Source organism: Paraburkholderia kirstenboschensis (assembly GCF_904848585.1).
Classification (GTDB): Bacteria; Pseudomonadota; Gammaproteobacteria; order Burkholderiales; family Burkholderiaceae; genus Paraburkholderia; species Paraburkholderia kirstenboschensis.
This window is the reverse complement of the sequence record NZ_CAJHCR010000001.1, coordinates 526,488-549,182: the sequence shown is the minus strand read 5'-3', so window position 1 is coordinate 549,182 and position 22,695 is coordinate 526,488. Positions and strand designations below refer to the sequence as shown.

General features: G+C 62.2%; 18 protein-coding genes and 1 tRNA gene. 6 read left to right on the top strand and 13 right to left on the bottom strand.

Annotated elements, in window-relative coordinates; genetic code table 11:
• Positions 1-2 precede the first annotated feature (2 nt).
• From folP to JMY24_RS02560, 3 genes are all read right to left on the bottom strand, one after another.
• Positions 3-902, bottom strand: a complete 900-nt coding sequence (gene folP, locus JMY24_RS02570) for a dihydropteroate synthase (protein ID WP_201701359.1) — start codon at positions 900-902, stop codon at positions 3-5.
• Positions 903-985: 83 nt separating this feature from the next.
• Positions 986-2,875, bottom strand: coding sequence for an ATP-dependent zinc metalloprotease FtsH (ftsH, locus tag JMY24_RS02565; protein ID WP_006051983.1), 1,890 nt, complete (start codon positions 2,873-2,875; stop codon positions 986-988).
• Positions 2,876-3,078: 203 nt separating this feature from the next.
• The gene (locus JMY24_RS02560; RefSeq protein WP_128586408.1) at positions 3,079-3,741 is read right to left on the bottom strand and encodes an RlmE family RNA methyltransferase; all 663 of its coding nucleotides are present in this window, start codon (positions 3,739-3,741) and stop codon (positions 3,079-3,081) included.
• Positions 3,742-3,963: 222 nt separating this feature from the next.
• Here JMY24_RS02560 and JMY24_RS02555 point away from each other — a divergent pair, with 222 nt between their 5' ends.
• Complete coding sequence (locus JMY24_RS02555; protein WP_128595570.1) at positions 3,964-4,491, top strand: YhbY family RNA-binding protein; 528 nt, start codon at positions 3,964-3,966, stop codon at positions 4,489-4,491.
• 142 nt (positions 4,492-4,633) lie between these two features.
• Here the strand turns inward: JMY24_RS02555 and JMY24_RS02550 are convergent, their stop codons facing one another.
• The 7 genes from JMY24_RS02550 to gloB form a co-directional block, all read right to left on the bottom strand.
• A complete protein-coding gene (locus JMY24_RS02550; RefSeq protein WP_128586407.1) occupies positions 4,634-5,143 on the bottom strand; it encodes a DUF4149 domain-containing protein in 510 nt (169 codons plus the stop codon).
• A gap of 20 nt (positions 5,144-5,163) precedes the next feature.
• A complete protein-coding gene (greA, locus tag JMY24_RS02545; protein ID WP_027776519.1) occupies positions 5,164-5,640 on the bottom strand; it encodes a transcription elongation factor GreA in 477 nt (158 codons plus the stop codon).
• Between the two features lie 230 nt (positions 5,641-5,870).
• Positions 5,871-9,125, bottom strand: coding sequence for a carbamoyl-phosphate synthase large subunit (gene carB / locus JMY24_RS02540; protein ID WP_128586406.1), 3,255 nt, complete (start codon positions 9,123-9,125; stop codon positions 5,871-5,873).
• 96 nt (positions 9,126-9,221) lie between these two features.
• Positions 9,222-10,376 carry a glutamine-hydrolyzing carbamoyl-phosphate synthase small subunit gene (carA, locus tag JMY24_RS02535; protein WP_128586405.1) on the bottom strand — a complete coding sequence of 385 codons (1,155 nt, stop codon included), beginning with the start codon at positions 10,374-10,376 and terminating at the stop codon, positions 9,222-9,224.
• Positions 10,377-10,832: 456 nt separating this feature from the next.
• Entirely contained in the window at positions 10,833-12,071 is a 1,239-nt protein-coding gene (locus JMY24_RS02530; RefSeq protein ID WP_128595571.1) for an MFS transporter, read from the bottom strand.
• Between the two features lie 191 nt (positions 12,072-12,262).
• Positions 12,263-13,912, bottom strand: coding sequence for a transglycosylase SLT domain-containing protein (locus JMY24_RS02525; RefSeq protein ID WP_128595572.1), 1,650 nt, complete (start codon positions 13,910-13,912; stop codon positions 12,263-12,265).
• Positions 13,913-14,068: 156 nt separating this feature from the next.
• Positions 14,069-14,860 carry a hydroxyacylglutathione hydrolase gene (gene gloB / locus JMY24_RS02520; protein ID WP_128595573.1) on the bottom strand — a complete coding sequence of 264 codons (792 nt, stop codon included), beginning with the start codon at positions 14,858-14,860 and terminating at the stop codon, positions 14,069-14,071.
• 19 nt (positions 14,861-14,879) lie between these two features.
• On the opposite strand from gloB, the gene JMY24_RS02515 reads away from it, so the two are divergent.
• From JMY24_RS02515 to JMY24_RS02495, 5 genes are all read left to right on the top strand, one after another.
• The gene (locus JMY24_RS02515; protein ID WP_201701358.1) at positions 14,880-15,749 is read left to right on the top strand and encodes a class I SAM-dependent methyltransferase; all 870 of its coding nucleotides are present in this window, start codon (positions 14,880-14,882) and stop codon (positions 15,747-15,749) included.
• Positions 15,746-16,192 carry a ribonuclease HI gene (gene rnhA / locus JMY24_RS02510; protein ID WP_006051973.1) on the top strand — a complete coding sequence of 149 codons (447 nt, stop codon included), beginning with the start codon at positions 15,746-15,748 and terminating at the stop codon, positions 16,190-16,192. Before JMY24_RS02515 ends, rnhA begins: the two co-directional genes overlap by 4 nt.
• Before the next feature lie 87 nt (positions 16,193-16,279).
• Positions 16,280-17,014, top strand: coding sequence for a DNA polymerase III subunit epsilon (dnaQ, locus tag JMY24_RS02505; RefSeq protein WP_128595574.1), 735 nt, complete (start codon positions 16,280-16,282; stop codon positions 17,012-17,014).
• 48 nt (positions 17,015-17,062) lie between these two features.
• Positions 17,063-17,137 (top strand) — tRNA-Val (locus tag JMY24_RS02500).
• 487 nt (positions 17,138-17,624) lie between these two features.
• Positions 17,625-19,502 carry an ABC transporter ATP-binding protein gene (locus JMY24_RS02495; protein ID WP_201701357.1) on the top strand — a complete coding sequence of 626 codons (1,878 nt, stop codon included), beginning with the start codon at positions 17,625-17,627 and terminating at the stop codon, positions 19,500-19,502.
• A gap of 73 nt (positions 19,503-19,575) precedes the next feature.
• Here JMY24_RS02495 and JMY24_RS02490 read toward each other — a convergent pair whose 3' ends face one another.
• The 3 genes from JMY24_RS02490 to JMY24_RS02480 all read right to left on the bottom strand — a co-directional run bounded on the left by JMY24_RS02490 (position 19,576) and on the right by JMY24_RS02480 (position 22,369).
• The gene (locus JMY24_RS02490) at positions 19,576-20,040 is read right to left on the bottom strand and encodes a DUF2214 family protein (protein WP_128595575.1); all 465 of its coding nucleotides are present in this window, start codon (positions 20,038-20,040) and stop codon (positions 19,576-19,578) included.
• Positions 20,041-20,191: 151 nt separating this feature from the next.
• Positions 20,192-21,046, bottom strand: coding sequence for a hypothetical protein (locus tag JMY24_RS02485; protein WP_201701356.1), 855 nt, complete (start codon positions 21,044-21,046; stop codon positions 20,192-20,194).
• A 258-nt stretch (positions 21,047-21,304) separates the two neighbouring features.
• Positions 21,305-22,369, bottom strand: coding sequence for a glycosyltransferase family 4 protein (locus JMY24_RS02480; RefSeq protein ID WP_020069419.1), 1,065 nt, complete (start codon positions 22,367-22,369; stop codon positions 21,305-21,307).
• Positions 22,370-22,695: the final 326 nt, after the last annotated feature.

The following is a 22,695-nucleotide window of genomic DNA, read 5'->3' as shown; positions in this document are numbered from 1 at the left end:
GTTCAACCGCGCGGGCCGGCGTGATTCGCCGCGTTGCGCAGGGCTACCCAGACTTTCAATGCGTCTACTGTTTGTGCGACGTCGTGCACGCGGAGAATCGCGGCGCCGCGCTCCGCCGCGCAAACGGCTGCAGCGATGCTGCCCGCGGCGCGCTCCGGCGCCGTCCGTCCGGTGACCGCGCCGATCATCGATTTGCGCGACATGCCCGCAAGAATCGGATACGGCGGGTCGGCGCGCGGCGCCGTATCCGGCAGACACGCGAGCAGCGCGTAATTGTGCTCGACCACAGCCTTGCCAAAGCCAAAACCGGGGTCAACGCTGATGCGATCACGTGCGATGCCCGCCTGTCTGAGCGCGCCCACCCGTTCTTCCAGAAACTGCCGGACTTCGCTCACGACGTCGCCGTAAGCCGGTTCGCCCAGTTGCATGCTCTGCGGCTCGCCGAGCATATGCATGACGCACAGACCGCAGTCGCTTTCGCGGACCGCATCGACGGCGCCGGGCATGCGAAAGCCCCAAATGTCGTTGATCAGGTCGGCGCCCGCGGCGAGCGCGTGCCGCATGACTTCGGGTTTATAGGTGTCGACGGAAAGCGGCACGTTGGCGCCGCGCAGTTGTTCGACGAGCGGGATGACACGCTCGAGCTCTTCGTCGAGCGGGACAGGCGGCGCGCCGGGGCGCGTCGATTCGCCGCCTATATCGATGATGTCCGCGCCTTCGAGCAGCATGCGTTCGGCCTGGCGCAACGCATCGCCGCGCATCGCAAATTGGCCGCCATCGGAAAAAGAATCCGGTGTGACGTTGAGGATTCCCATGATCAATGGGCGTTCAAAGCTCAGCTTGAACCGACCGCATTGCAACGGCTCCGGGATAGGGGCAAAAGGAAAAGCGACTGTGGCCACGTAGCGTTACATCACTTATGACAGATCAATGCAAAGCGGGCCGGTGTGAAACACACCGGCCCGCACTTTCAACTTATAGCCGATCAGGCCGGCGCGGTCGCGCTGCCCGGCTTGACTTCGGTGCCGGGGCTGCCGCCCGACGAGGCGTCGCTTGCCGATGGCGGCGAGCTCTTCGGCGAGCGCGGCGGACGGCCTGCCATGATGTCGTTGATCTGATCGGCGTCGATCGTTTCCCACTCCATCAGCGCGGCGGTCATTGCTTCGACCTTGTCGCGGTTTTCATCCAGCAGGCGCTTCGCGAGGTTGTACTGCTCGTCCAGCACGCGCCGGATTTCGGCGTCGACCTTTTGCTGCGTTGCTTCCGAAATGGTACGCGTGAAACCACGGCCAAACGGCGTTGCGTCGTTTTCGTCGTCTACGTAGACCATCGGTCCCAACGCGTCCGTCATGCCGAAACGAGCCACCATGGCGCGCGCGGTTTGCGTGGCCTTGTTGAAGTCGTCCGACGCGCCGGTGCTGATCAGGTTGAGGAACAACTCTTCCGCGACGCGGCCACCAAACAGGATCGCGAGACGATCCAGCAGGTAGTCTTTCGAGTACGTTTCGTTGTCATGCTCGGGCAACTGCCACGTGACGCCCAACGCACGGCCACGCGGAATGATCGTGACCTTGTGCACCGGATCGGCTTTCGGCAACAGCTTCGCAATGACTGCGTGGCCCGACTCGTGATACGCGGTGGCACGCTTCGATTCTTCGCGGATCACGGCCGACTTGCGCTCCGGACCCATGAAGATCTTGTCTTTCGCGTCTTCGAAGTCCGTCATTTCGACGATGCGCTTGCCGCGGCGCGCCGCGAACAGAGCCGCTTCGTTCACGAGGTTTGCCAGATCGGCGCCCGAGAAGCCCGGCGTGCCACGCGCGATGACCGCTGCGTCGACGTCGTTCGAAATCGGCACCTTGCGCAGGTGGACCTTCATGATGTGCTCGCGACCACGAATGTCCGGCAGACCGACATACACCTGGCGGTCGAAACGGCCCGGACGCAGCAGAGCCTTGTCGAGCACGTCCGAACGGTTGGTTGCGGCGATCACGATCACACCCGAATTCGCCTCGAAGCCGTCCATCTCGACCAGCATCTGGTTCAGCGTCTGCTCGCGCTCGTCGTTACCGCCGCCCATGCCCGCACCGCGATGACGGCCGACCGCGTCGATTTCGTCGATGAACACGATGCACGGTGCATGCTTCTTCGCCTGCTCGAACATGTCGCGCACACGCGCCGCGCCGACACCGACGAACATTTCGACGAAGTCCGAACCCGAGATGCTGAAGAACGGCACTTTCGCTTCGCCGGCAATGGCGCGCGCGAGCAGCGTCTTACCGGTTCCCGGCGGGCCCACCAGCAATACGCCACGCGGAATGCGGCCGCCCAGCTTCTGGAACTTCTGCGGGTCGCGCAGGAAATCGACCAGCTCGGAGACCTCTTCCTTCGCTTCGTCGCAACCGGCGACGTCGGTGAAATTGATTGCGTTGTTGTTTTCGTCGATCAGCCGCGCGCGCGACTTACCGAACGAGAAGGCGCCGCCTTTCCCGCCCCCCTGCATCTGTCGCATCATGTAGAACCAGAAACCGATGATCAGAATCGTCGGCCCGAGGTAATACAGCGCGGACACCAGCGCATTGGGTTCGTCGTCAGCCTTGCCGCTTACCTGAACGCCATACTTCATCAGATCGCCGACCATCCAGATGTCGCCGGGCGACACGATCTGGTACTTCTGGCCGTCTGCTGGAGTGACCGTGAGGTTCCGCCCCTGGACAATGACGTTCTTGACTTTGCCGTTCTTCGCGTCGTCCATGAACTGCGAATAGGAAACGCCTTCCTGGACACGGGGCTTGTCGAACTGCTTGAACACCGTAAATAGCACCAGTGCGATAACCAGCCACACTGCTGCTTTCGAAAACATATTGTTGTTCAAAGCACCACTCCTTCACTTAGACGGGCGCCTACATTTGCCTTGCGGCACCACGAAAGCATTCTAATCCAGTCCGCAGACCCCTGCCATAAGGTTTCGCTACCACAGAAATAGCATAGCGGGCTGTAACGGCGTCGATTTCCGCCGTCATCAGCGCATTTATAGACAAGACGCTGAACCAATCTGCACACCCTACGTGGGCCGCCCTACGCGGGCCGTTTCAATTGCTTACCCAAAATAAACGTCTCGGACGACTTGTCCCGCGAAGCCTTCGGCTTGCGGGCAGCCACCACCTTGAACTGGCGCTTGAACTTTTCGACAATCTGGCTGTAACCACTGCCGTGAAAGCATTTGACTAAAAGGGCTCCATCCGGTTTCAGGTGATTCTGCGAGAATTCCAGCGCGAGATCGCACAAATGCTCGATTCGCGCGGCATCCGCCAAGGCCACTCCCGACAGGTTGGGCGCCATATCCGAAATTACAAGGTCAACCTGGCGTTCTCCCACTAATTCTTCCAACTGGGCCAGCACCGAGTCTTCGCGAAAGTCGCCCTGAATGAAGTGGACGTCGGCGACCGGCTCCATCGGCAGCAAATCGAGCGCGATGATCGTGCCGTCTATCCCACCTTCACGCTCGGCGTCGCGCCGCGACCCTTTGGCGAGTTTGTTGCGCGCGTACTGGCTCCAGCTGCCCGGCGTCGAGCCCAGATCGACGATGACCTGACCCGGCCGGATCAGCTTGTCCTGCTCGTCGATTTCCTTCAGCTTGTAAGCGGCGCGGGCGCGATAGCCTTCCCGCTGTGCCATTTTTACGTAAGGATCGTTGATGTGGTCATGCAACCACGCCGTGTTGAACTTGTTTTTTGCCATTAAACGTTGAACTCTTGCTGCGTCATGTCACGCTTTAGCGGATAATACGCGGTTAATTCGCGCGGCGACCGCCAAAAACCGGCAGTTATCCGCGATTCTGTTGTTCTGACGCGCCGCCTGCCCTACTGTCCCATTCGTATCCCGATTGCGCCAAACCGAATCAATCGAAAGACGGGATAGGCCACGCAGGCGCTGCCATTTTAGTCGAGTCTCCCACTTCACATGCCCGCCCTCAAAGTCTCTTCCGACCAACGCGCCGAGTTGCGCTCCCAGGCACATGCGCTCAAACCGGTCGTGCTCGTCGGCGCCGAAGGTCTGACCGACGCCGTGCTCGCCGAGATCAAGGTTCACCTCGCCGCTCATCAGCTAATCAAGATTCGTGTGTTCGGCGACGAACGCGAAGAACGCATCGCCATTTACGAACAGATCTGCGACACGCTGAACGCCGCGCCGATCCAGCATATCGGCAAGCTGCTGGTTATCTGGAAGCCGGAGGCCGCGGCGCAGCCCGCGGTAAAGGGCATGCGCGGCGCATTGCCGAGCGCCCGTGAAGCCGCTGTCGAAGCCAAGCCCGGCAAGGGCCCCGCACCACGCGTGGTCAAAGTCGTGAAGCCTAGCGAAGTGCCCATGCGCAAACCCAAGGCGAAAGCCGTGCTGGTGCGCGGAAACGAACGCGTCACGCAAGGCGGCAACATCAAACGCGCGAAAAAGCGGCAAACCAGCGCCAAGCGCGCGCATCAATCGAAATAAGCAAACGTATGAAAGGTGCGGCGGGAGCCGCACCTCTTGCGCGCGGCCAGCTTTAACTTCACGGTTTGGCCGCGCTCGCTTCGCATGGCGCGCCGGCGGCGCAAGCGAGCACCACCAGCAACAGCCGCGACCCTCGGGGCTTTTAGCCAGTCACTTTCCCGGAAACATCGGGAGCGCCCTGCTGCACCGAGCCGGCTCCCGCGCCCACCGGCAACTTCCAGACGAGAAGCACGCCGAGCAGGCTTTCAATCAGATAGAACAGACTCGAAACACCGTGCAGCATGCCGAAGCGCGCCGCATACGCGGAATGCCCGACATCGGTACCCGCCTCGAGCGCGGCGATACGCATGGCATTCATGAACGGCTGCAGCGCGAAATAACCCACCAGCACGCACAGCAGCATTCCCGCGACAAGCCAGCGCAACCGTCGATACGCGTTGCCGCCGCGCCGGATCACCACGTTCGCCAGACCGAGCAGCAGAATGCCGCATACGGCGCCGAGCAGTCCTTCGATGCGAAACAGTTGTGCGGCCACCGCACCCGCCGTCGTCCGGTCGAGCGAAGTGAACAGCACAGGCGCGACGGCATAGCCGATAGTCAGCAGGCTACCGACCCAAACGACCGTCAGCAGACGGAAAATTCGATGCGGCATCAGGGACACCGTGGCCGCCCTCAAACGTAGCTAACCGCGATGATTTCGTACTCGCGCACGCCGCCGGGCGCCTGCACCGACGCCACGTCGCCTTCCGACTTGCCGATCAGCGCGCGCGCAATCGGCGAGCTGATGGAAATGAGGCCGTGGTCGATGTCCGCTTCGTCGTCGCCGACGATCTGATATTTGACCGATGCGCCCGAGCCCAGATCTTCGAGTTCGACCGTTGCGCCGAACACCACGCGGCCGTCCGCGTCCACCTTGGACGGATCGATCACCTGCGCGCCGGCCAGTTTCGATTCGATTTCCGCGATGCGGCCCTCGATAAAGCCCTGCTTTTCCTTCGCTGCGTCGTATTCTGCGTTTTCCGACAGGTCGCCCTGCGCGCGCGCTTCCGAGATCGAGTTGATCACGGCGGGACGTTCAACCGATTTCAGGCGCTGCAATTCGTCGCGCAACATGTCTGCGCCGCGCTTAGTCAATGGAATAGTGCTCATAAACAACTCTCGTGAAAACGCTGGGCCGCTTCAAATTCGCTCGACCCCGCGCGGCATCTGGCGCCAAAGAGACAGATGCGGGGGTGCTTTGGAACAAAAAACGGCCGTAAAAAAACACCGCGGTTAAGTGCATTCCGTGGGAGCCGGCGACCCGGGGAAAACCCGGATCACAGCACCTGCGGAACGCCGCTTAACCGCGGCACTTACATCTTGGACAGGTATTCGAAGCCTTAGTTTAGGCGAGCGTGCAAGCCTTGTAAATCATAGACTTCCAGGTCCTTCAGATAGCGCAAGCCTTCGACGGCCGCGCGCGCGCCCGACATGGTCGTGTAGTACGTGACCTTGTTCGCCTGCGCGCTCATGCGGATAGAGCGCGAATCGGCGATCGCGGCACGCGTTTCGTCGACGGTCGTGAAGACCAGCGCAATTTCGCCGTTCTTGATCATGTCGACGATGTGCGGACGACCGTCCTTCACCTTGTTCACGACCTTGACCGGCACGCCGGCCGCTTGGATCGCAGCAGCCGTGCCCTTGGTCGCGACAATCGGATAACCGAGTTCGTGCAGCATGCGCGCAACTTCGACGGCCTTCGGCTTGTCGGCGTCCATCACGGTCAACAGCACCGTGCCCGACTCCGGCAGACGCGAACCCGCTGCCAGCTGCGACTTGAAAAGCGCCTCGCCGAACGTTTGGCCGACGCCCATTACTTCGCCGGTCGAACGCATTTCCGGTCCGAGCACGGGGTCGACAGCCGGGAACTTGACGAACGGGAAGACAGCTTCCTTCACGCTGAAGTACGGCGGATCGATTTCCTTCGTCACGCCTTGCTCCGCGAGCTTCTGACCGACCATCGCGCGCGCTGCGATTTTCGCGAGCGGCAGGCTGGTCGCCTTCGACACGTACGGCACCGTGCGCGAAGCGCGCGGATTCACTTCCAGCACGTAAATGATGTCCTGCTTCGAGCCGTCGGCCTGCGGAACTTGCTGAATCGCGAACTGCACGTTCATCAGGCCGACCACGTTCAGCGCCTTTGCCATTGCGCCGGTTTGACGCTTGAGCTCAGCAACGGTTTCGCCCGACAGCGAGTACGGCGGCAGCGAGCAAGCCGAGTCGCCCGAATGCACGCCCGCCTGTTCGATATGCTCCATCACGCCGCCGATGAACACCGCTTCGCCGTCGGAGATGCAATCCACGTCGCATTCGATTGCGTCGTTCAGGAAGCGGTCGAGCAGCACCGGCGAGTCGTTTGACACCTTGACGGCCTCGCGCATGTAGCGCTCGAGGTCGCGCGGCTCGTGGACGATTTCCATTGCGCGGCCGCCCAGCACGTACGACGGACGCACCACCAGCGGGTAGCCGATTTCGTCGGCGAGCTTGAGCGCTTCGTCTTCAGCGCGCGCGGTACGGTTCGGCGGCTGGCGCAGGCCGAGGTCTTGCAGCAGCTTCTGGAAACGCTCGCGGTCTTCGGCCGCGTCGATCATGTCGGGCGACGTGCCGATGATCGGCACACCGTTCGCTTCGAGATCGAGCGCGAGCTTCAGCGGCGTCTGGCCGCCGTATTGCACGATCACGCCGACCGGCTTTTCCTTGTCGACGATTTCGAGCACGTCTTCGAGCGTCAGCGATTCGAAGTACAGACGATCGGACGTGTCGTAGTCGGTCGAAACGGTTTCAGGGTTGCAGTTGACCATGATCGTTTCGTAGCCGTCTTCGCGCATGGCGAGCGCGGCGTGCACGCAGCAGTAGTCGAACTCGATGCCCTGGCCGATCCGGTTCGGGCCGCCGCCCAGGACCATGATCTTCTTGTTGTTCGTCGGATTCGCCTCGCACTCGTCCTCGTAGGTCGAGTACATGTAGGCGGTTTTCGTGGCGAACTCGGCCGCGCACGTATCGACGCGCTTGTACACCGGGCGCACGTTCAGCTCGATGCGGCGAGCGCGCACTTCCGCGGGCTTCGCGCCGACGAGCTTCGCGAGACGCCGGTCCGAGAAACCGCTTTGTTTCAGATACTTCAGTTCTTCCTTCGAGAGGCTCGCGAGCGTACGGCCGGCCAGCGCCTTTTCCTTCAGGACGATCTGTTCGATCTGCGCGAGGAACCACGGGTCGATCGACGTCTCTTCGAAGATTTCCTGCGCCGTCATGCCGATACGGAACGCGTCGCCGACGTACCAGATACGGTCCGGACCGGCTTCGCCGATCTCGCGGATGATCTCGTCGCGGTTATCGGTCTTTTCGTCGAGACCGTCGACGCCGACTTCAAGACCGCGCAGCGCTTTCTGGAACGACTCCTGGAAAGTGCGGCCGATCGCCATGACTTCGCCGACCGACTTCATCTGCGTGGTCAGGCGCGAATCGGCTTCGCGGAATTTCTCGAACGCGAAACGCGGAATCTTGGTGACGACGTAGTCGATCGTCGGTTCGAACGATGCCGGCGTCTGGCCGCCGGTAATTTCGTTCTTCAGTTCGTCGAGCGTGTAGCCGACTGCGAGCTTGGCCGCGACCTTGGCGATCGGGAAGCCGGTCGCCTTCGACGCCAACGCCGACGAGCGCGACACGCGCGGGTTCATTTCGATCACGATCATCCGGCCGTCTTTCGGATTGATCGAGAACTGCACGTTCGAACCGCCGGTATCCACGCCGATCTCGCGCAGCACCGCGAGCGACGCGTTACGCAGAACCTGATATTCCTTGTCCGTGAGCGTTTGAGCCGGCGCGACGGTAATCGAGTCGCCGGTGTGGATGCCCATCGGGTCCAGGTTTTCAATCGAGCAAACGATGATGCAGTTGTCCTTCTTGTCGCGGACCACTTCCATCTCATACTCTTTCCAGCCGAGCAGCGATTCTTCGATCAGCAACTCGCGCGTGGGCGACAGGTCGAGACCGCGCTTGCAGATTTCCTCGAACTCTTCGCGGTTGTACGCGATGCCGCCGCCCGAGCCGCCGAGGGTGAACGAAGGACGGATCACGACCGGATAACCGCCGCTGCCGGTTTCCACGGCAATGCGTGCCTGGACCTGCAGCGCTTCTTCCATGGAATGCGCGGTGCCCGATTTGGCCGAACCGAGGCCGATCTTGGTCATCGCGTCTTTGAACTTCTGGCGGTCTTCCGCCTTGTCGATTGCTTCGGGCGACGCGCCGATCAACTCGACCTTGTACTTGTCCAGCACGCCGTGCGCGTGCAGATCGAGCGCGCAGTTCAGCGCGGTCTGGCCGCCCATCGTCGGCAGGATCGCGTCCGGGCGCTCCTTTGCGATGATGCGCTCGACCACTTCCCACGTGATCGGCTCGATGTAGGTCACGTCGGCCGTGTTCGGGTCGGTCATGATCGTCGCCGGATTGCTGTTGACGAGGATGACCTTGTAGCCTTCCTCACGCAGCGCCTTGCATGCCTGCGCGCCCGAGTAATCGAACTCGCACGCCTGGCCGATGATGATCGGACCCGCGCCGATAATGAGAATGCTCTTGATGTCTGTCCGCTTGGGCATAACGCTCTCGCTAATGTATTCCTGAATTCTTTCCGTCAGCGCGCGCCGCGTGGGCGTTGCGCGCGCTTTGCCTCTCGCCGCTTCTAGCCGTGCCTGTTATGCCGCCGCGGTCTTGCCGGCCTTCTTCGCGTCCATCAAGGCGGTGAAGCGGTCGAACAGATAGGCGATGTCGTGCGGGCCCGGCGACGCTTCCGGATGGCCCTGGAAGCAGAACGCCGGCTTGTCGCTCAAAGCGAAGCCTTGCAGCGTGCCGTCGAAGAGCGACACGTGCGTGACGCGCGCGTTGGCGGGCAGCGTGTCGGCGTCCACTGCGAAGCCGTGGTTTTGCGACGTAATGATCACGCGGCCGTCTTCCAGATCTTTCACCGGATGGTTGGCGCCGTGGTGGCCGGTTTTCATCTTCACGGTTTTGGCGCCGAGCGCGAGGCCCATGATCTGATGGCCAAGGCAGATGCCGAACGTAGGAATGCCACGCTCGATCAGTTCCTTCGTGGCCGCGATTGCGTAGTCGCACGGCTCAGGATCACCCGGGCCGTTCGACAGGAAGATGCCGTCCGGATTGAGCGCGAGCGCGTCGGCGGCGGAGGCTTCTGCCGGCAGCACAGTAACGTGACAGCCGCGCTCAGCGAGCATGCGCAGAATGTTGTACTTGACGCCGTAGTCGAACGCGACGACGCGATACTTCGGCGCATTCAGCTTGCCGTAGCCGCTTTCCAGACGCCATTCGGTCTGCGTCCATTCGTAAGTTTCTTTCGTCGACACGACTTTCGCGAGGTCCATGCCCGCGAGGCCGGGGAAAGAGCGTGCGAGTTCGATAGCGCGGGCTTCGTCGTCCGAACCGGCGAGGATCGCGCCGTTTTGCGCGCCCTTGTCACGCAGGACGCGGGTCAGCTTGCGGGTGTCGAGGCCGGCGATCGCGACCACGCCTTCGTCCTGCAGATATTGCGTGAGCGTGCGCTCCATGCGGAAGTTCGACGCGAGAACCGGCAGGTCGCGAATGATCAGCCCGGCGGCATGGACTTTCGTCGCTTCGACGTCTTCGGCGTTCACGCCGACGTTGCCGATATGCGGGTACGTGAGGGTCACGATCTGGCGCGCGTAGCTCGGGTCAGTCAGAATTTCCTGATAGCCGGTGATAGCGGTGTTGAACACCACTTCGCCGATGGTATGCCCGGGGGCGCCGATCGAATAACCACGAAAGACCGTGCCGTCGGCGAGCGCGAGCAGAGCGGGAGAAAATGACGGCAACACGGGAGACTCCTTGGGGGAACACCCTGTTGCCGACCTGCCTATCCGGTTTGCGAGCCGCAGCGGACGGCATCATGCGATGCGCGCGCAGACTCGCTCGCGTACTGCCGTTGACGTTGCAAGGCGCGCGAGGTGTCCGATGTGTCCATTTTGTGGACGGACCGGCTTGATGCGGGCTGCTTGCTACGCCAGTGGCGCGCGGCGGATGAACGGTATGGAAGAGGTAGGCGCTAGGGTGCGGGTTGATAAGCTCAAACCTCGGGATTATAGCCTGCGAGTGCCCTTCTCTCCAAATCCGAGATGGCGCGCCGATCCCTCGGCGACGCACGGAAAACGAGTCAAAGCCTTGCGGGGCGCGGCCCGCGCGGCAAGCCGGCAAGTTTTACGTCGCCGGATTCAGGATAGTGCGAGCGATAGTGCGTCCGCCCTGCGGTTCCCCGCAAATCGCTGGAGGAAGGCTCACGCATCCTGTTGAGCGTGGGCGGCGGCGTGCACCGGCTTCCGTCCCGGGAGCACGTACCAGACTGCGCTCAGCACCTGAAACGCGATGAGAACTCCCCACGCCGTCAGATGAGCGGCCGCCGGATAATGGCCGCCGCTCGCCGGCCAATGCGACAGGACTGCGCCCACGCCGATCTGAAAACCGAAGATCAGCAGAAAAATGATCAATGTCAGTGTGGTGTTCACACGGCCGATCATCTGCGCAGGAAAGCTGCGCGCCATTACCGCATACGTGAGAATGCCAGTACCGCCGAAGATGCCGTACGCCGCCCACAGCAAACTCGCCGGAAGCGGCGCATTGAACACGATTAGCAGCTGGGTCAGCACATACAGCGCCATGCCGATGCCGCAAAACGCATACAGCGATACGCCGCGCCGCTCGAGACTGCGGGCCGCTGCACCGAAGCCGACGCAACCAGCCATCATCGCGAAACCGAGAATCGACACTAGCGCAGCAGCTTCCCGCGGCTCGAAGCCCTGGACGTCGCGCAGCCATGCGCCGACCCATAACGATTGCATCGCATAGAAAACGCCCTGCGTGACGACCGAAAACGACGCGATTTTCCAGAACGCCGCGCTCCGTAGGATATGCAGCGTGCCCTGAAACTGCGCGCCGATACTCGCCTGATGACGGGTTTCATTCGTTTCTGGAACGAGCGCCCACTGGGCGAGCGCCACGACGACCGTCAACAGACCGAGCCCGACGCAGACCGAACGCCAGCTGCTAAAGGTGAGCACCCATGTGAGCGGAGAGCCGACCATGACTCCGCCGAAGCCGCCGAGCGCCATGACGAGGCCGTTCATCAGCGGCAGGCGCGCCGACGCGAAATGCTGCGCCAACGCCTTGAATGCGGCACCGAGGCACACGGATACGCCGACGCCGATGAGCAGCCGCCCCGCCATCATCATGCCGAGGCTGTGGGCCGCGCCGAACACCCAGATTCCCGCTGCGGCAAACAGCAAGGTGACAGCCGTCACGCGCCGGGGGCCGAAATAGTCGAGCAACACGCCGGCCGGAATCTGTGCGCCCGCGAAGCCGAGGAAGTACAAACTGGTCAGCACGCCGAGATCGGCCGCGGACAATCCGAGGTCGCGAGTGATAAACGGCGCAAAACCTAGATTGACGCCCCGGAACACATAGGACACGAAATAACCAGCAGAAAACAGCAGAAAGACGCGCAACTGGGTCGACGACATACGCTCTTATATTTGGTTGGCCGCAGGCTAGATGACGAACGATATCGGAATTCGGCGGTGTTCGCCGACGACCCCGCAAATGGAAAACGCCGTCACCACAGGATGACGGCGTCGAAAAAACGGGATGTGCGACTGCAGTGGGACAGTTGCGTGAGCCCCAAACGCAAGGGCCTCAATCGCCGTTGTCGTGCTTACTTGCTCTTCTTGGCCTTGCCCGACGTGGAAGCCGACACTTTGGTCACCTTGCCAGCAGGCGCGGCAGACGCTTTCGATTTGCCGGCCTTGGCGACCGGCTCGGACACCTTCACCACAGCCGAGTGGCCACGCCCCTTCTTCGTGTCGTTGTGCGATTCGCCTTTCGAACCGCCCACGTGCGTGCCAATCTTCTGGACCCCGCCACCCTGGACGTCGGTCGCGATGCGCTCAGGACCCGGTTCACTCGGGACAGCCCTGCCGACCGGCACATGCAGCACGATGACCTGGCCGCGCGACACGCTATCGCGATGTGTGCGGTTCCACGACTTCAACTGGCCGACGGACACACCATAACGCATTGCGATAGCCGCCATGGACTGATTGCGGCGCACGCGGATCAGCATCTTGCGGGTGTCGGGAACGTCGGGCTCCATAGCCAGCACAGCGCTTTCGGCGACGTCCGCACTGATGTCCTCGTCGTCATCCGAACCGCGCGGCACGACGATTGTGGAACCCGGCTTCAGACGCATGCCGACCGGAATCTTGTTCACTTCCATCAGCGTGTCGGCATCGACACCAATCTTTTGCGCGATTGCCGCCGGCGCCGAACGCTCGGTGACCGTGTATGTGGTCCAAGAAGACAGCGAACCCGAGTACGTTTTCAGATTGCGCTCGAACGCGCTCGCGTTGTCGAACGGCAGCAGGATTTGCGGCTGCGTCGCGCCAAGGATCACCGGCTTTCTGAACGACGGGTTCAACGAACGGAATTCGTCGAGCGAGAGGTTAGCCAGTTTAGCGGCCGTGTCCACGTCGATATCGTGCGACGTGGTGACGGTCACGAAATACGGGTGGTTCGGAATCGACGGCAACGCGAGCCCGTACATTTGCGGGTTCGTCACGATGTTCTTGACCGCCTGCAGCTTCGGCACGTAGTTGCGCGTTTCGTTGGGCATGCGCAGGCTCAGATAGTCTGTCGGCAAGCCCGCCGCTTCGTTGCGCGCAATCGCGCGCTGCACATTGCCCTCACCCCAGTTGTACGCAGCGAGTGCCAGTTGCCAGTCGCCGAACATGTCGTGCAGGCGTGACAGATAGTCGAGCGCGGCACTGGTCGACGCCAGCACGTCGCGGCGCTCGTCCTGCCACATGTTCTGCTTGAGGTTGTAGGTACGGCCGGTGCCCGGCATGAATTGCCACATGCCGGCCGCTTTCGCCACCGACAACGCCTGCGGGCTGTACGCCGATTCGATGAATGGCAGCAACGCGAGCTCGGTCGGCATATGGCGCGCCTCGAGCTCTTCGACGATGTGGTACAGGTATTTCTGCGAGCGCTCAGTCATGCGCTGCACGTAGTCCGGACGCTGCGCGTACCAGTTGACCTGCATGTCGACCAGGTCTGTTTGCAGATCCGGCATCTGGAAACCACGGCGAATGCGGCCCCACAAATCGGCGTCGGCGCTCGTCAACTGCGTGACTGAGCCCTTGTCGACGTTGATGGTTTCCTTGGCGGTGGCTGTCTTGCGAAGTGCGTCGGCTACGGCTTGCTGGCTGGCGGGATTTGTTGCGGTGGTGGCGCTGCTCGTCGTTGGTCCCTGGCTCGCGCAGGCGGCGAGCGTCAGGACCAGCAACGCACTAAAGATAAATCGCATGAACGTCTCGGCTTCCACAAGGGCTGGAATTTGCAGCCGATAGTACGAAACCGTAACGTCTACGTCAATCGGAAATTGACCAAATTATCAAGCAAATCTAGGGCTTGGCGAATTCTTCCGATTCTTCGCTTGAGGAAGCCCCCAGGACGAACCCGGTCACCGGAAGCGGTTTTTCCACTCGCGCATCAGTGTGAACGACGCCAGCCGGTCGGGTACGTCGGCATGCAATTGCTCCTGCAAGGTCGCCTGAATGGCAGGGTTGTCGGCGCGCAGGAACGGATTCACGGCGCGTTCGTGAGCGATCGTGGTCGGCAGCGTGGGCACGTTGCGAGCCCGCAAGTCGCTCGCCTTGTCGCGCCAGGCGAGCAGTTCGCCGTTGTTCGGATCACACGCGAGCGCGAAGCGGATGTTCGACAGCGTGTACTCGTGCGCGCAGTGGACCTCGGTCGCGCCGGGCAACGCAGCAAGCGAGTCGAGCGACGCGAGCATCTGGCTCGGGGTGCCTTCGAAGAGCCGCCCGCATCCGCAGGCGAACAGCGTGTCGCCGCAGAACACATGCGGCGTGCCGCCCGGGTCCGCCGCCTGAAAATAGGCGATGTGGCCACTCGTATGGCCCGGCACCTCGAGTACGCTCAAATCGAGCGCGGGAGCCGCGATCGTCACGCGATCGCCATGTTTCAGACGGTGTGTGAGATGCCCGATCGCTTCACCGGCGGGCCCGTAGACAGGAACGGCCTGGCCATTCAGCAGATCGGCTACTCCGCCGACATGGTCTTGATGATGGTGCGTGAGTAAAATAGCGCTCAGCCGCCACCCGCGCTTGGCCAGATAGGCGCGAACGGGAGCGGCTTCGCCCGGATCGACGACTACCGCATGGTGTCCGTCGGAAACGACCCAGATGTAATTGTCTTCAAACGCCGGGACCGGTACGTACTCGAGCGCATTCATAGGCGACGCATTCTTTGATATGACTGACCGAGCGATTATAGACTGGCCCGCCTGGACGGATTCGCCGCCCGGCCGCTACGTGCTGGAGTGGGAACAGACGCAACTCGACCGCGTGGTGTCGGACGTGTTCGGCTACCACGCGCTGCAGCTCGGCCTGCCGCAGCTCGACGCGTTGCGCGAAAACCGCATGCCCTGCCGCGGGCTCGTACTCGATGCCGCGAGCGGCGCGAGTGCGCCCTATGGTTACCCGCGCGCTCAGGCACTTGCCGGCAGTGGCTTGACAGGCGGCCCGGGCAACGGCCACGCGCGCGGCGGCCCAGCGCTGGCGCCGCTGCCCTCGCCCGCCGGACGCAGCGCGGTCTGGTGCGACCTGCTGGATTTGCCGTTCGAAGCCCAGAGCGTCGATCTGATCGTGATGCCGCACACGCTCGAATTCACGAGCGACCCGCACCGCCTGCTGCGGGAAGCGGAGCGCGTGCTGATGCCGGAGGGCCAGCTGATCATTCTCGGCTTCAACTCGCTTTCGTTATGGGGCGCGCGGCAATCGGTCGGCAAAATGACGGGCCGGCCGTTCGTGCCCGCCGCTGTCGATCTGATCGCGTTCACGCGTCTGAAAGACTGGATCAAGCTGCTCGGATTCGACCTTGAACGCGGGCGCTTCGGCTGCTATCGTCCGCCGCTCGACAGCGACCAGTGGCTCTCCCGCTACGGTTTCATGGAAGCCGCCGGCGACCGCTGGTGGCCGATCTTCGGCGCGACCTACATGATCAAGGCGATCAAGCGCGTGCGCGGCATGCGCCTCGTCGGGCCGCTCAAGGTGAAAAAGCCCGTCCTCGCCGCAGGCCTTGCGCCTGCCGCCACACCGAACACACGCAACCATACTCAATGACAGCAAACATCATCGACATATATACCGACGGCGCCTGCAAGGGCAACCCCGGCCCCGGTGGCTGGGGCGCGTTGCTGCGCTTCGGCGATCAGGAAAAAGAGTTGTTCGGCGGCGAAGCGAATACCACCAACAATCGCATGGAGCTGATGGGCGTGATATCCGCGCTCGAAGCGCTGAAGCGTCCGTGCAAAGCCGTCGTGCACACGGACTCGCAGTACGTGCAGAAAGGCATCAGCGAGTGGATTCACGGCTGGAAAAAGAAAGGCTGGGTCACTGCCGCAAAGCAGCCGGTGAAAAACGCCGATTTGTGGAAGCGGCTCGACGCGCTCGTCGCGCAACATGAGATCGAATGGCGCTGGGTGCGCGGGCATAACGGGCACCCCGAAAACGAACGCGCGGATCAGCTCGCAAATCGCGGCGTCGCATCGCTCGCGGAACTGTGACCGTTGGCCGCCCGCCGGCGCGCTTGGGCGCCTGCGTTTTTCCCGCTTGTTTTTCCGCTGCAATTTCTGAGGCAAAGCTAACTCAACATGCGTCAACTTATCCTCGATACTGAAACGACCGGCCTGAATGCCCGGACCGGCGACCGCATCCTCGAACTGGGTTGCGTCGAACTGGTGAACCGGCGCCTCACCGGCAACAATCTGCACTTCTATATCAACCCTGAGCGCGACAGCGATCCCGGCGCATTGGCGGTCCACGGGCTGACTACCGAGTTCCTCAGCGACAAGCCGAAGTTCGCCGAGATTGCCGACCAGTTTCGAGACTTCATTCAGGACGCGGACCTGATCATTCACAACGCGCCGTTCGACATCGGGTTCCTGGACGCCGAATTCGCGTTGCTCGGCCTGCCGCCCGTCAGCACCTATTGCGGCGAGATCATCGACACGCTTGCGCGCGCGAAGCAGATGTTCCCCGGCAAGCGCAATTCACTCGACGCTTTGTGCGACCGCTTCGGCATCAGCAATGCGCACCGTACGCTGCACGGCGCCCTGCTCGACTCGGAACTGCTCGCCGAGGTCTATCTGGCGATGACGCGCGGTCAGGAAAGCCTTGTTATTGACATGCTGGGCGAATCGCACGGCAGCGGCGAAGCGCATGCGCCGCGCGTGGCCATCGACTCGCTGGAACTCGTCGTGATTGCCGCGAGCGACGAAGAACTCGCCGCCCATCAGGCGGTTCTGGATGGCCTCGACAAGGCGATCAAAGGCACGAGCGTGTGGCGCCTTGAACCCGTGCCCATGTCGGATGAGCAAGCCGCTTAAAAAGTGCTGGACGAGCTCGCAAATCCCCGGCATAATTTCGATCTCTTCGGGTGGTTAGCTCAGCGGTAGAGCACTGCCTTCACACGGCAGGGGTCACTGGTTCGATCCCAGTACTACCCACCAGAATTTTGGTGTGTCGATCACCGAAGAAAAAAGGGCTTACGCAGCAATGCGTAAGCCCTTTTCCGTTTTGCCTTGTCGTTCTGTTTCGTTGATTGCATGTCGATATTCGTCGTCGGTATTCGTCGTCGCTACCGCGGTGTCCGAGCGAGTCAACAACGAAACCTCGTCGATTGCGGCGGCAAAACAGTGCTGATATAGTCGGTTCTCGGGCACTCGCCCCGTCTACTTTCTCCACCTCATTGACTACAGGGAGGCGTCACATGTTCGCAGTGCATATGGCCATCCCTGGCATGGTCCCACGACGTTGACTCGTCGACCGCGCGAGTCGGCCTGAAAAGGCACTCCGCGCAATCCCAGATAGTTCGCAGCCAACTCCGCAGGCTTATTGCCAGCAGTTTCATTGCCGTCACGCGGCGCGCTTCGACTGTCTCTCCATCTCGCTTTTGACTGGAACCCCGGTGCGCCGTGCGCGAACGGGTTGTCGCAAATGACCAGAAAAAAACTCGACTTTCGCGGGCAAGCTTTCAAGGATGTCCTCGGCTTCACCTTCCAGCACTGGGCGCAACAGCCGTGGCGCACCGTCGTCATCTCAGCGCTTGTCATGCTCTCCGCCGTGGCGGATGTGCTCACGCCAATGTTCGCCGGCCACCTCGTCGACGCCATTGCGTCCGGCCCGGCCGCGCGTGCGAGCGCGTGGCATGCAGCCATCACGGCCTTTTGCGTGCTGGCCGCGCTGGGACTGGGCGCGACTCTGCTTCGGCAAGCCATGTACTTCAACATCATCAAGCTGACGTTGAAGATGATGAGCGAGATCGCCGCCAACGCATTCCATCGCGTGCAACGCTTCTCGACCGACTGGCATGCCAACAGTTTCGCCGGCTCCACGGTGCGCAAGATCACGCGTGGCATGTGGGCGCTCGACTTGCTCAACGACACGCTGCTGATCGCGCTGTTCCCGTCGCTCGTCATGCTGGTGGGCGCGACGCTGCTGCTCGGCTGGCGTTGGCCGATGATGGGCGCGGTGGTCGGCATCGGCTCGGTGCTCTATATCGCGGTGACTGTCGCGCTGTCGCTCGGCTTCGTGGCGCCGGCCGCGCGCCTCGCCAACGCGTGGGACACGCGCATGGGCGGCGCGCTCGCGGACGCGGTCAGTTGCAACGGTGTGGTCAAGGCTTTCGGCGCCGAGGAGCGCGAGGAGTTGCTGCTTGCGCGCGTGATCGGCAAGTGGCGCAACCGCACGCGCCGCACGTGGATTCGCGGCACGATCAACGGCGGAGTACAAGGCGCGATGCTGGTGGCAATTCAGACCGCGATTCTCGGCGCCGCGCTGGTACTGTGGTTGCACGGTGAGGCGAGCGTCGGCGACATCACGTTCGCGTTGACGATGTTCTTCATGCTGCAAGGCTATCTGCGCGAAGTCGGCATGCACATCCGCAACTTGCAGCGCTCGGTCAACGACATGGAGGAACTCGTCTCGCTGGAGCGGCAGCCGCTCGGCATCGAAGATCGTCCCGGCGCCGGTCCTATTGCCATCGGCAAAGGCGAGATCCGCTTCGAGCATGTGACGTTTCATTATGGCGCGAACGCCACCCCGCTTTATCGCGACTTCTCCGTGCGCATTGCGCCCGGAGAACGCGTCGGGCTGGTCGGCCATTCGGGTTCCGGAAAGACGACTTTCATCAAGCTGATCCAGCGTCTTTACGACGTGTCGGAAGGACGCATCACGATCGATGGTCAGGACATCGCGCAAGTGAAGCAGGCGTCGTTGCGCAGTCAGATTGCTATCGTGCAACAGGAGCCGGTGCTGTTTCACCGTTCGCTAGCGGAGAACATCGCGTATGCGCGTCCGGGCGCGAGCCGCGCCGAGATCGAACACGCCGCCCGGCTCGCGAACGCGCACGACTTCATCAGCGCGCTGCCCAACGCTTACGACACGCTGGTCGGCGAGCGCGGCATCAAGCTCTCGGGAGGCGAACGTCAACGCGTTGCGATCGCGCGGGCCTTTTTGGCGGACGCACCCATCCTGATTCTTGACGAAGCCACTTCGAGCCTCGACAGCGAAAGCGAAGTGCTGATCCAGCAGGCAATGGAGCGGCTGATGCTAGGCCGCACGACGCTCGTCGTGGCGCACCGCCTTTCGACTGTGCGCGCGCTAGACCGCTTGCTCGTGCTCGACAAGGGCAAGGTAATCGAAGAAGGCAGTCACGAGACGCTGATCCGCCTCGAGAAGGGACTCTACCGGCGTCTGTTCGAACGTCAGGCGCTGGAGCTGATCAAGGGCTTGAATGAAGCGCCGGCATCGCATGAACGGCCCCGCGCGCGCAACCACGCGGTGGACGATTCGAGCCTGCTGATCGAGGACTGAAGAGGCAAAGACGCGGCGCGTCATGCGGAATATGCCTTCGTACAAGGCACTTTCCGCTGGCGCGCCGCTATCGTTACACCGCGCCCGAAGGCAAACCGATACCGCGCGCCATGCCGGTTGCCGCGAAGACCATCAATACGAGCAAGACGGTCTGAATCACACTCAAATGCGCATAGCGACGCGCATTTTGCAGCTCCGGCGCCGCGCCTTTTCGTATCGATGCGCGCCAACGCATCAATGCGAGCATCGACGGAACTTCCAGCACGATGATTATCACGAGCAGCGTCATCTTGACGTGAAAGAGCGGCTCGTGGAGATAGTAGTCGGCGCCCTTCTCATAGGTGCCGAAAACGCGCATCAAGCCGGTGACGATCAACACGAGTCCGGAGAGACCCCAGCGTGTATCCGCCCGGAACACGGAGCGGAGCGCCGCTGGCACCGCGGCACGGCGCAGCGCCCACGTGCGCCGCAGAATCGACGCAAGTGCGAAGCCATAAGCAAGCAGATGAAGAGCGGCAAGCAACCAGCGAACCAGCATAGCGACTCCTGCAAACGACACGGCACATCGATTGTTGTTTCACTCGCCGGCCGTCAGTACGGGCGGCATCGTTATTTCATTATCGACCACGGCTTACTTTACAACGCGCGCAACCGTCACGGCATGTGACCGACTGCACAAAACCTCTGACTCAGACTTGCCGCAACGTGCTGTCGAGCGCGCGCGCGGCGACGCGATCGCCTTCGGTCGTCAAGGCGGCGCGAAAGACGGTTTGCCGGTTGTGACCGGCCGCCGCGGGCGAATCCCACAGCAACTCGATTTTCGGACGTCGGCCGAACGCGGCCCGGGCAAGCGACGGAGCGCCGCTCGAGCCTGACGACGTAGCGCCAGGGCCAGTATCGCCGACGGCGTGGAGCGCGATGACCGGCGTGGGCGGCGTCGCAGAGCGCGTGCCCGCAACGTCCGCCCAACGCACGGAGAGTTCGCGCGCGTCGTACTGCCCCACCTTGCGACGCTCGGCCCACACACTGACCGTGCGTGTGAGCGGATCGAGCGAGACGGCATAGCGGCCAATCGCGAAGCGGCGCGCCGCAATGTTGGTCCGCCACAGTGCGCGCGGGCGGCAAATCCAGAGAACCACCGCATACAGCGCGGGCGCCGCCAACAGCCAGCCGTTGGTGGCCGCCACGGCTTGCGCGGCACGGCGCCAGCCGGCGCTGACCGCGAAGGCGCTGACCGACCAGACCGCGAATAGAAACCCCAGGAATGCGAAGAGTCGCAGCGCTTGCCGCAGCCATTGCGGCAGCGGATGAAAAGGACGCTCTGCGACCGCGCGTGCGCCAGGAAGAAAAATCAGCAGGAACAGGAAGACGAGGTTGATGCACGCCCACGGCGAGGACGCCATGGCCGACAGCGACGCGGTCAGGTCCATCTCCGACATGGAAAACAGCCAGCGGGCGAGAAGCACGAGACCGATGGCGCGTAACGCGAAAATCGTTCCGGCGCCGGGCGCGGCATTCGCACGCGTCTCTTTCGTTCTCGCCAAGGCATCCTCCTGTCGTCGGCGGCGCCGCGGCCAATTTCGCGGCACGGCCATTATAGGGATATTACGAAGACCGGCTCGTCGCGGCGTGCCTGAAACACTCACTTTGCATCGCGGAACGCGAAAAACGCGGCGCGCATGCAACAACGCCCCGCGAGCGGCTTGCGCGCGGGGCGTTGCCAGGACCCTCTGGCGAGGCGCCCAAAGGCGCTCCGCTCAGCAAGCCTGTTGTCTGGACCGGGACTATCCGGTCCGGCTCAATCAGTTCGCGTTGACTTCACGCAGCACGGTACGGTGCTTCCGACGCAGCAGCTCTTCGTACGTGGCGACGTAGTTCTGCGCCATCACCTTCGACGAGAAGCGCGCTTCGAACGCCTTGCGCACCGTTTCGCGCGGCAGCGTATGCAGACGCTTGACCGCCGCGACAGCGCTGATTTCGTCTTCGACGACGAAGCCCGACACGCCGTTTTCGATCACTTCCGGCACCGAACCGCGATTGAACGCGATCACCGGCGTACCGCAAGCCATTGCCTCGATCATCACCAGACCGAAGGGCTCCGGCCAGTCGATCGGGAACAGCAGCGCGTGCGCGTTGCCGAGGAACTCGGTCTTTTCCGCTTCGCTGATCTCGCCGATGTATTCGACGTGCGGCAGCGCCATGAGCGGCTTGATCACTTCGTCGTAGTAAGCGCGGTCAGCCTTATCGAGCTTGGCCGCGACCTTGATCGGCATGCCGACCTGTTCGGCGATGCGGATCGCACGGTCCAGACGCTTTTCCGGCGAGATGCGGCCGAGGAACGCGAGATAGCTCGGCTTCACGTCCTTGATCGGCGTGAGCAGGTTTTCCGGCAGGCCGTGATAAACGGTTTGCAGCCAGTGCGCCTGCGGCAGCGGAATGCGCTGGTTGTCCGAGATCGACACGACCGGCACGTCCTTGAACGTGTTGAAGATCGGCTGCAGTTCCGGCAGATCGAGACGGCCGTGCAGCGTGGTCACGAACGGCACCGGCTGGCGCGCGAACAGCGAAAACGGGTAATAGTCGATGTGAAAATGCAGCACGTCGAATTCGTCCGCGCGGCGGCGCACTTCTTCGAGCAGCAGCATGTGCGGCGCCATCACGTCGCGGATGGTGGGGTCGAGGCGCAGCGCTTGCGGCCAGAAGGCTTCCAGCTTTGCCGAGGTTTGCGAATCGCCGCTCGCAAAGAGCGTGACGTCGTGGCCCTGCTCGACCAGTGCTTCGGTCAGATAGGACACCACACGTTCCGTACCGCCGTACAGCTTGGGAGGAACCGCCTCGTGCAACGGAGCGATTTGTGCGATTCGCATAATGAAGAACTCCTCGTAAAAAACTGGCAAAAATACTGCGTTTGGTAAAAGCGACTCGCTTGCTCGCCAGGGCGGCCGGCTGGACATGCCGGCGCGGGCCTTATTCTTTCGAGAAATCGTGCGATAGATCGCTTCAGGTTAGAGAGCCCGAACGGTGATCGCCGTCCATGCCTGTGCGGTAAACGCACAAACAACACGGACGTTGACAATCTGTCAGAAAAATACCGTGGGGCACAGAACGCACGCATTATCGGTGCCGCGCTTCACGCTGCACCACAACATTTCAAAGTCTTTACGTTGTTACAAGGGAGATACACTTTGCAAGC

What these genes read in the sequence shown, in the direction of transcription:
- JMY24_RS02560 (WP_128586408.1), bottom strand. Translation starts at nt 3,741, where the DNA reads ATGGCAAAAAACAAGTTCAACACGGCGTGGTTGCATGACCACATCAAC.
- JMY24_RS02555 (WP_128595570.1), top strand. Translation starts at nt 3,964, where the DNA reads ATGCCCGCCCTCAAAGTCTCTTCCGACCAACGCGCCGAGTTGCGCTCC.
- JMY24_RS02550 (WP_128586407.1), bottom strand. Translation starts at nt 5,143, where the DNA reads ATGCCGCATCGAATTTTCCGTCTGCTGACGGTCGTTTGGGTCGGTAGC.
- greA (WP_027776519.1), bottom strand. Translation starts at nt 5,640, where the DNA reads ATGAGCACTATTCCATTGACTAAGCGCGGCGCAGACATGTTGCGCGAC.
- carB (WP_128586406.1), bottom strand. Translation starts at nt 9,125, where the DNA reads ATGCCCAAGCGGACAGACATCAAGAGCATTCTCATTATCGGCGCGGGT.
- JMY24_RS02530 (WP_128595571.1), bottom strand. Translation starts at nt 12,071, where the DNA reads ATGTCGTCGACCCAGTTGCGCGTCTTTCTGCTGTTTTCTGCTGGTTAT.
- JMY24_RS02525 (WP_128595572.1), bottom strand. Translation starts at nt 13,912, where the DNA reads ATGCGATTTATCTTTAGTGCGTTGCTGGTCCTGACGCTCGCCGCCTGC.
- gloB (WP_128595573.1), bottom strand. Translation starts at nt 14,860, where the DNA reads ATGAATGCGCTCGAGTACGTACCGGTCCCGGCGTTTGAAGACAATTAC.
- JMY24_RS02515 (WP_201701358.1), top strand. Translation starts at nt 14,880, where the DNA reads ATGACTGACCGAGCGATTATAGACTGGCCCGCCTGGACGGATTCGCCG.
- rnhA (WP_006051973.1), top strand. Translation starts at nt 15,746, where the DNA reads ATGACAGCAAACATCATCGACATATATACCGACGGCGCCTGCAAGGGC.
- dnaQ (WP_128595574.1), top strand. Translation starts at nt 16,280, where the DNA reads ATGCGTCAACTTATCCTCGATACTGAAACGACCGGCCTGAATGCCCGG.
- JMY24_RS02495 (WP_201701357.1), top strand. Translation starts at nt 17,625, where the DNA reads ATGACCAGAAAAAAACTCGACTTTCGCGGGCAAGCTTTCAAGGATGTC.
- JMY24_RS02490 (WP_128595575.1), bottom strand. Translation starts at nt 20,040, where the DNA reads ATGCTGGTTCGCTGGTTGCTTGCCGCTCTTCATCTGCTTGCTTATGGC.
- JMY24_RS02480 (WP_020069419.1), bottom strand. Translation starts at nt 22,369, where the DNA reads ATGCGAATCGCACAAATCGCTCCGTTGCACGAGGCGGTTCCTCCCAAG.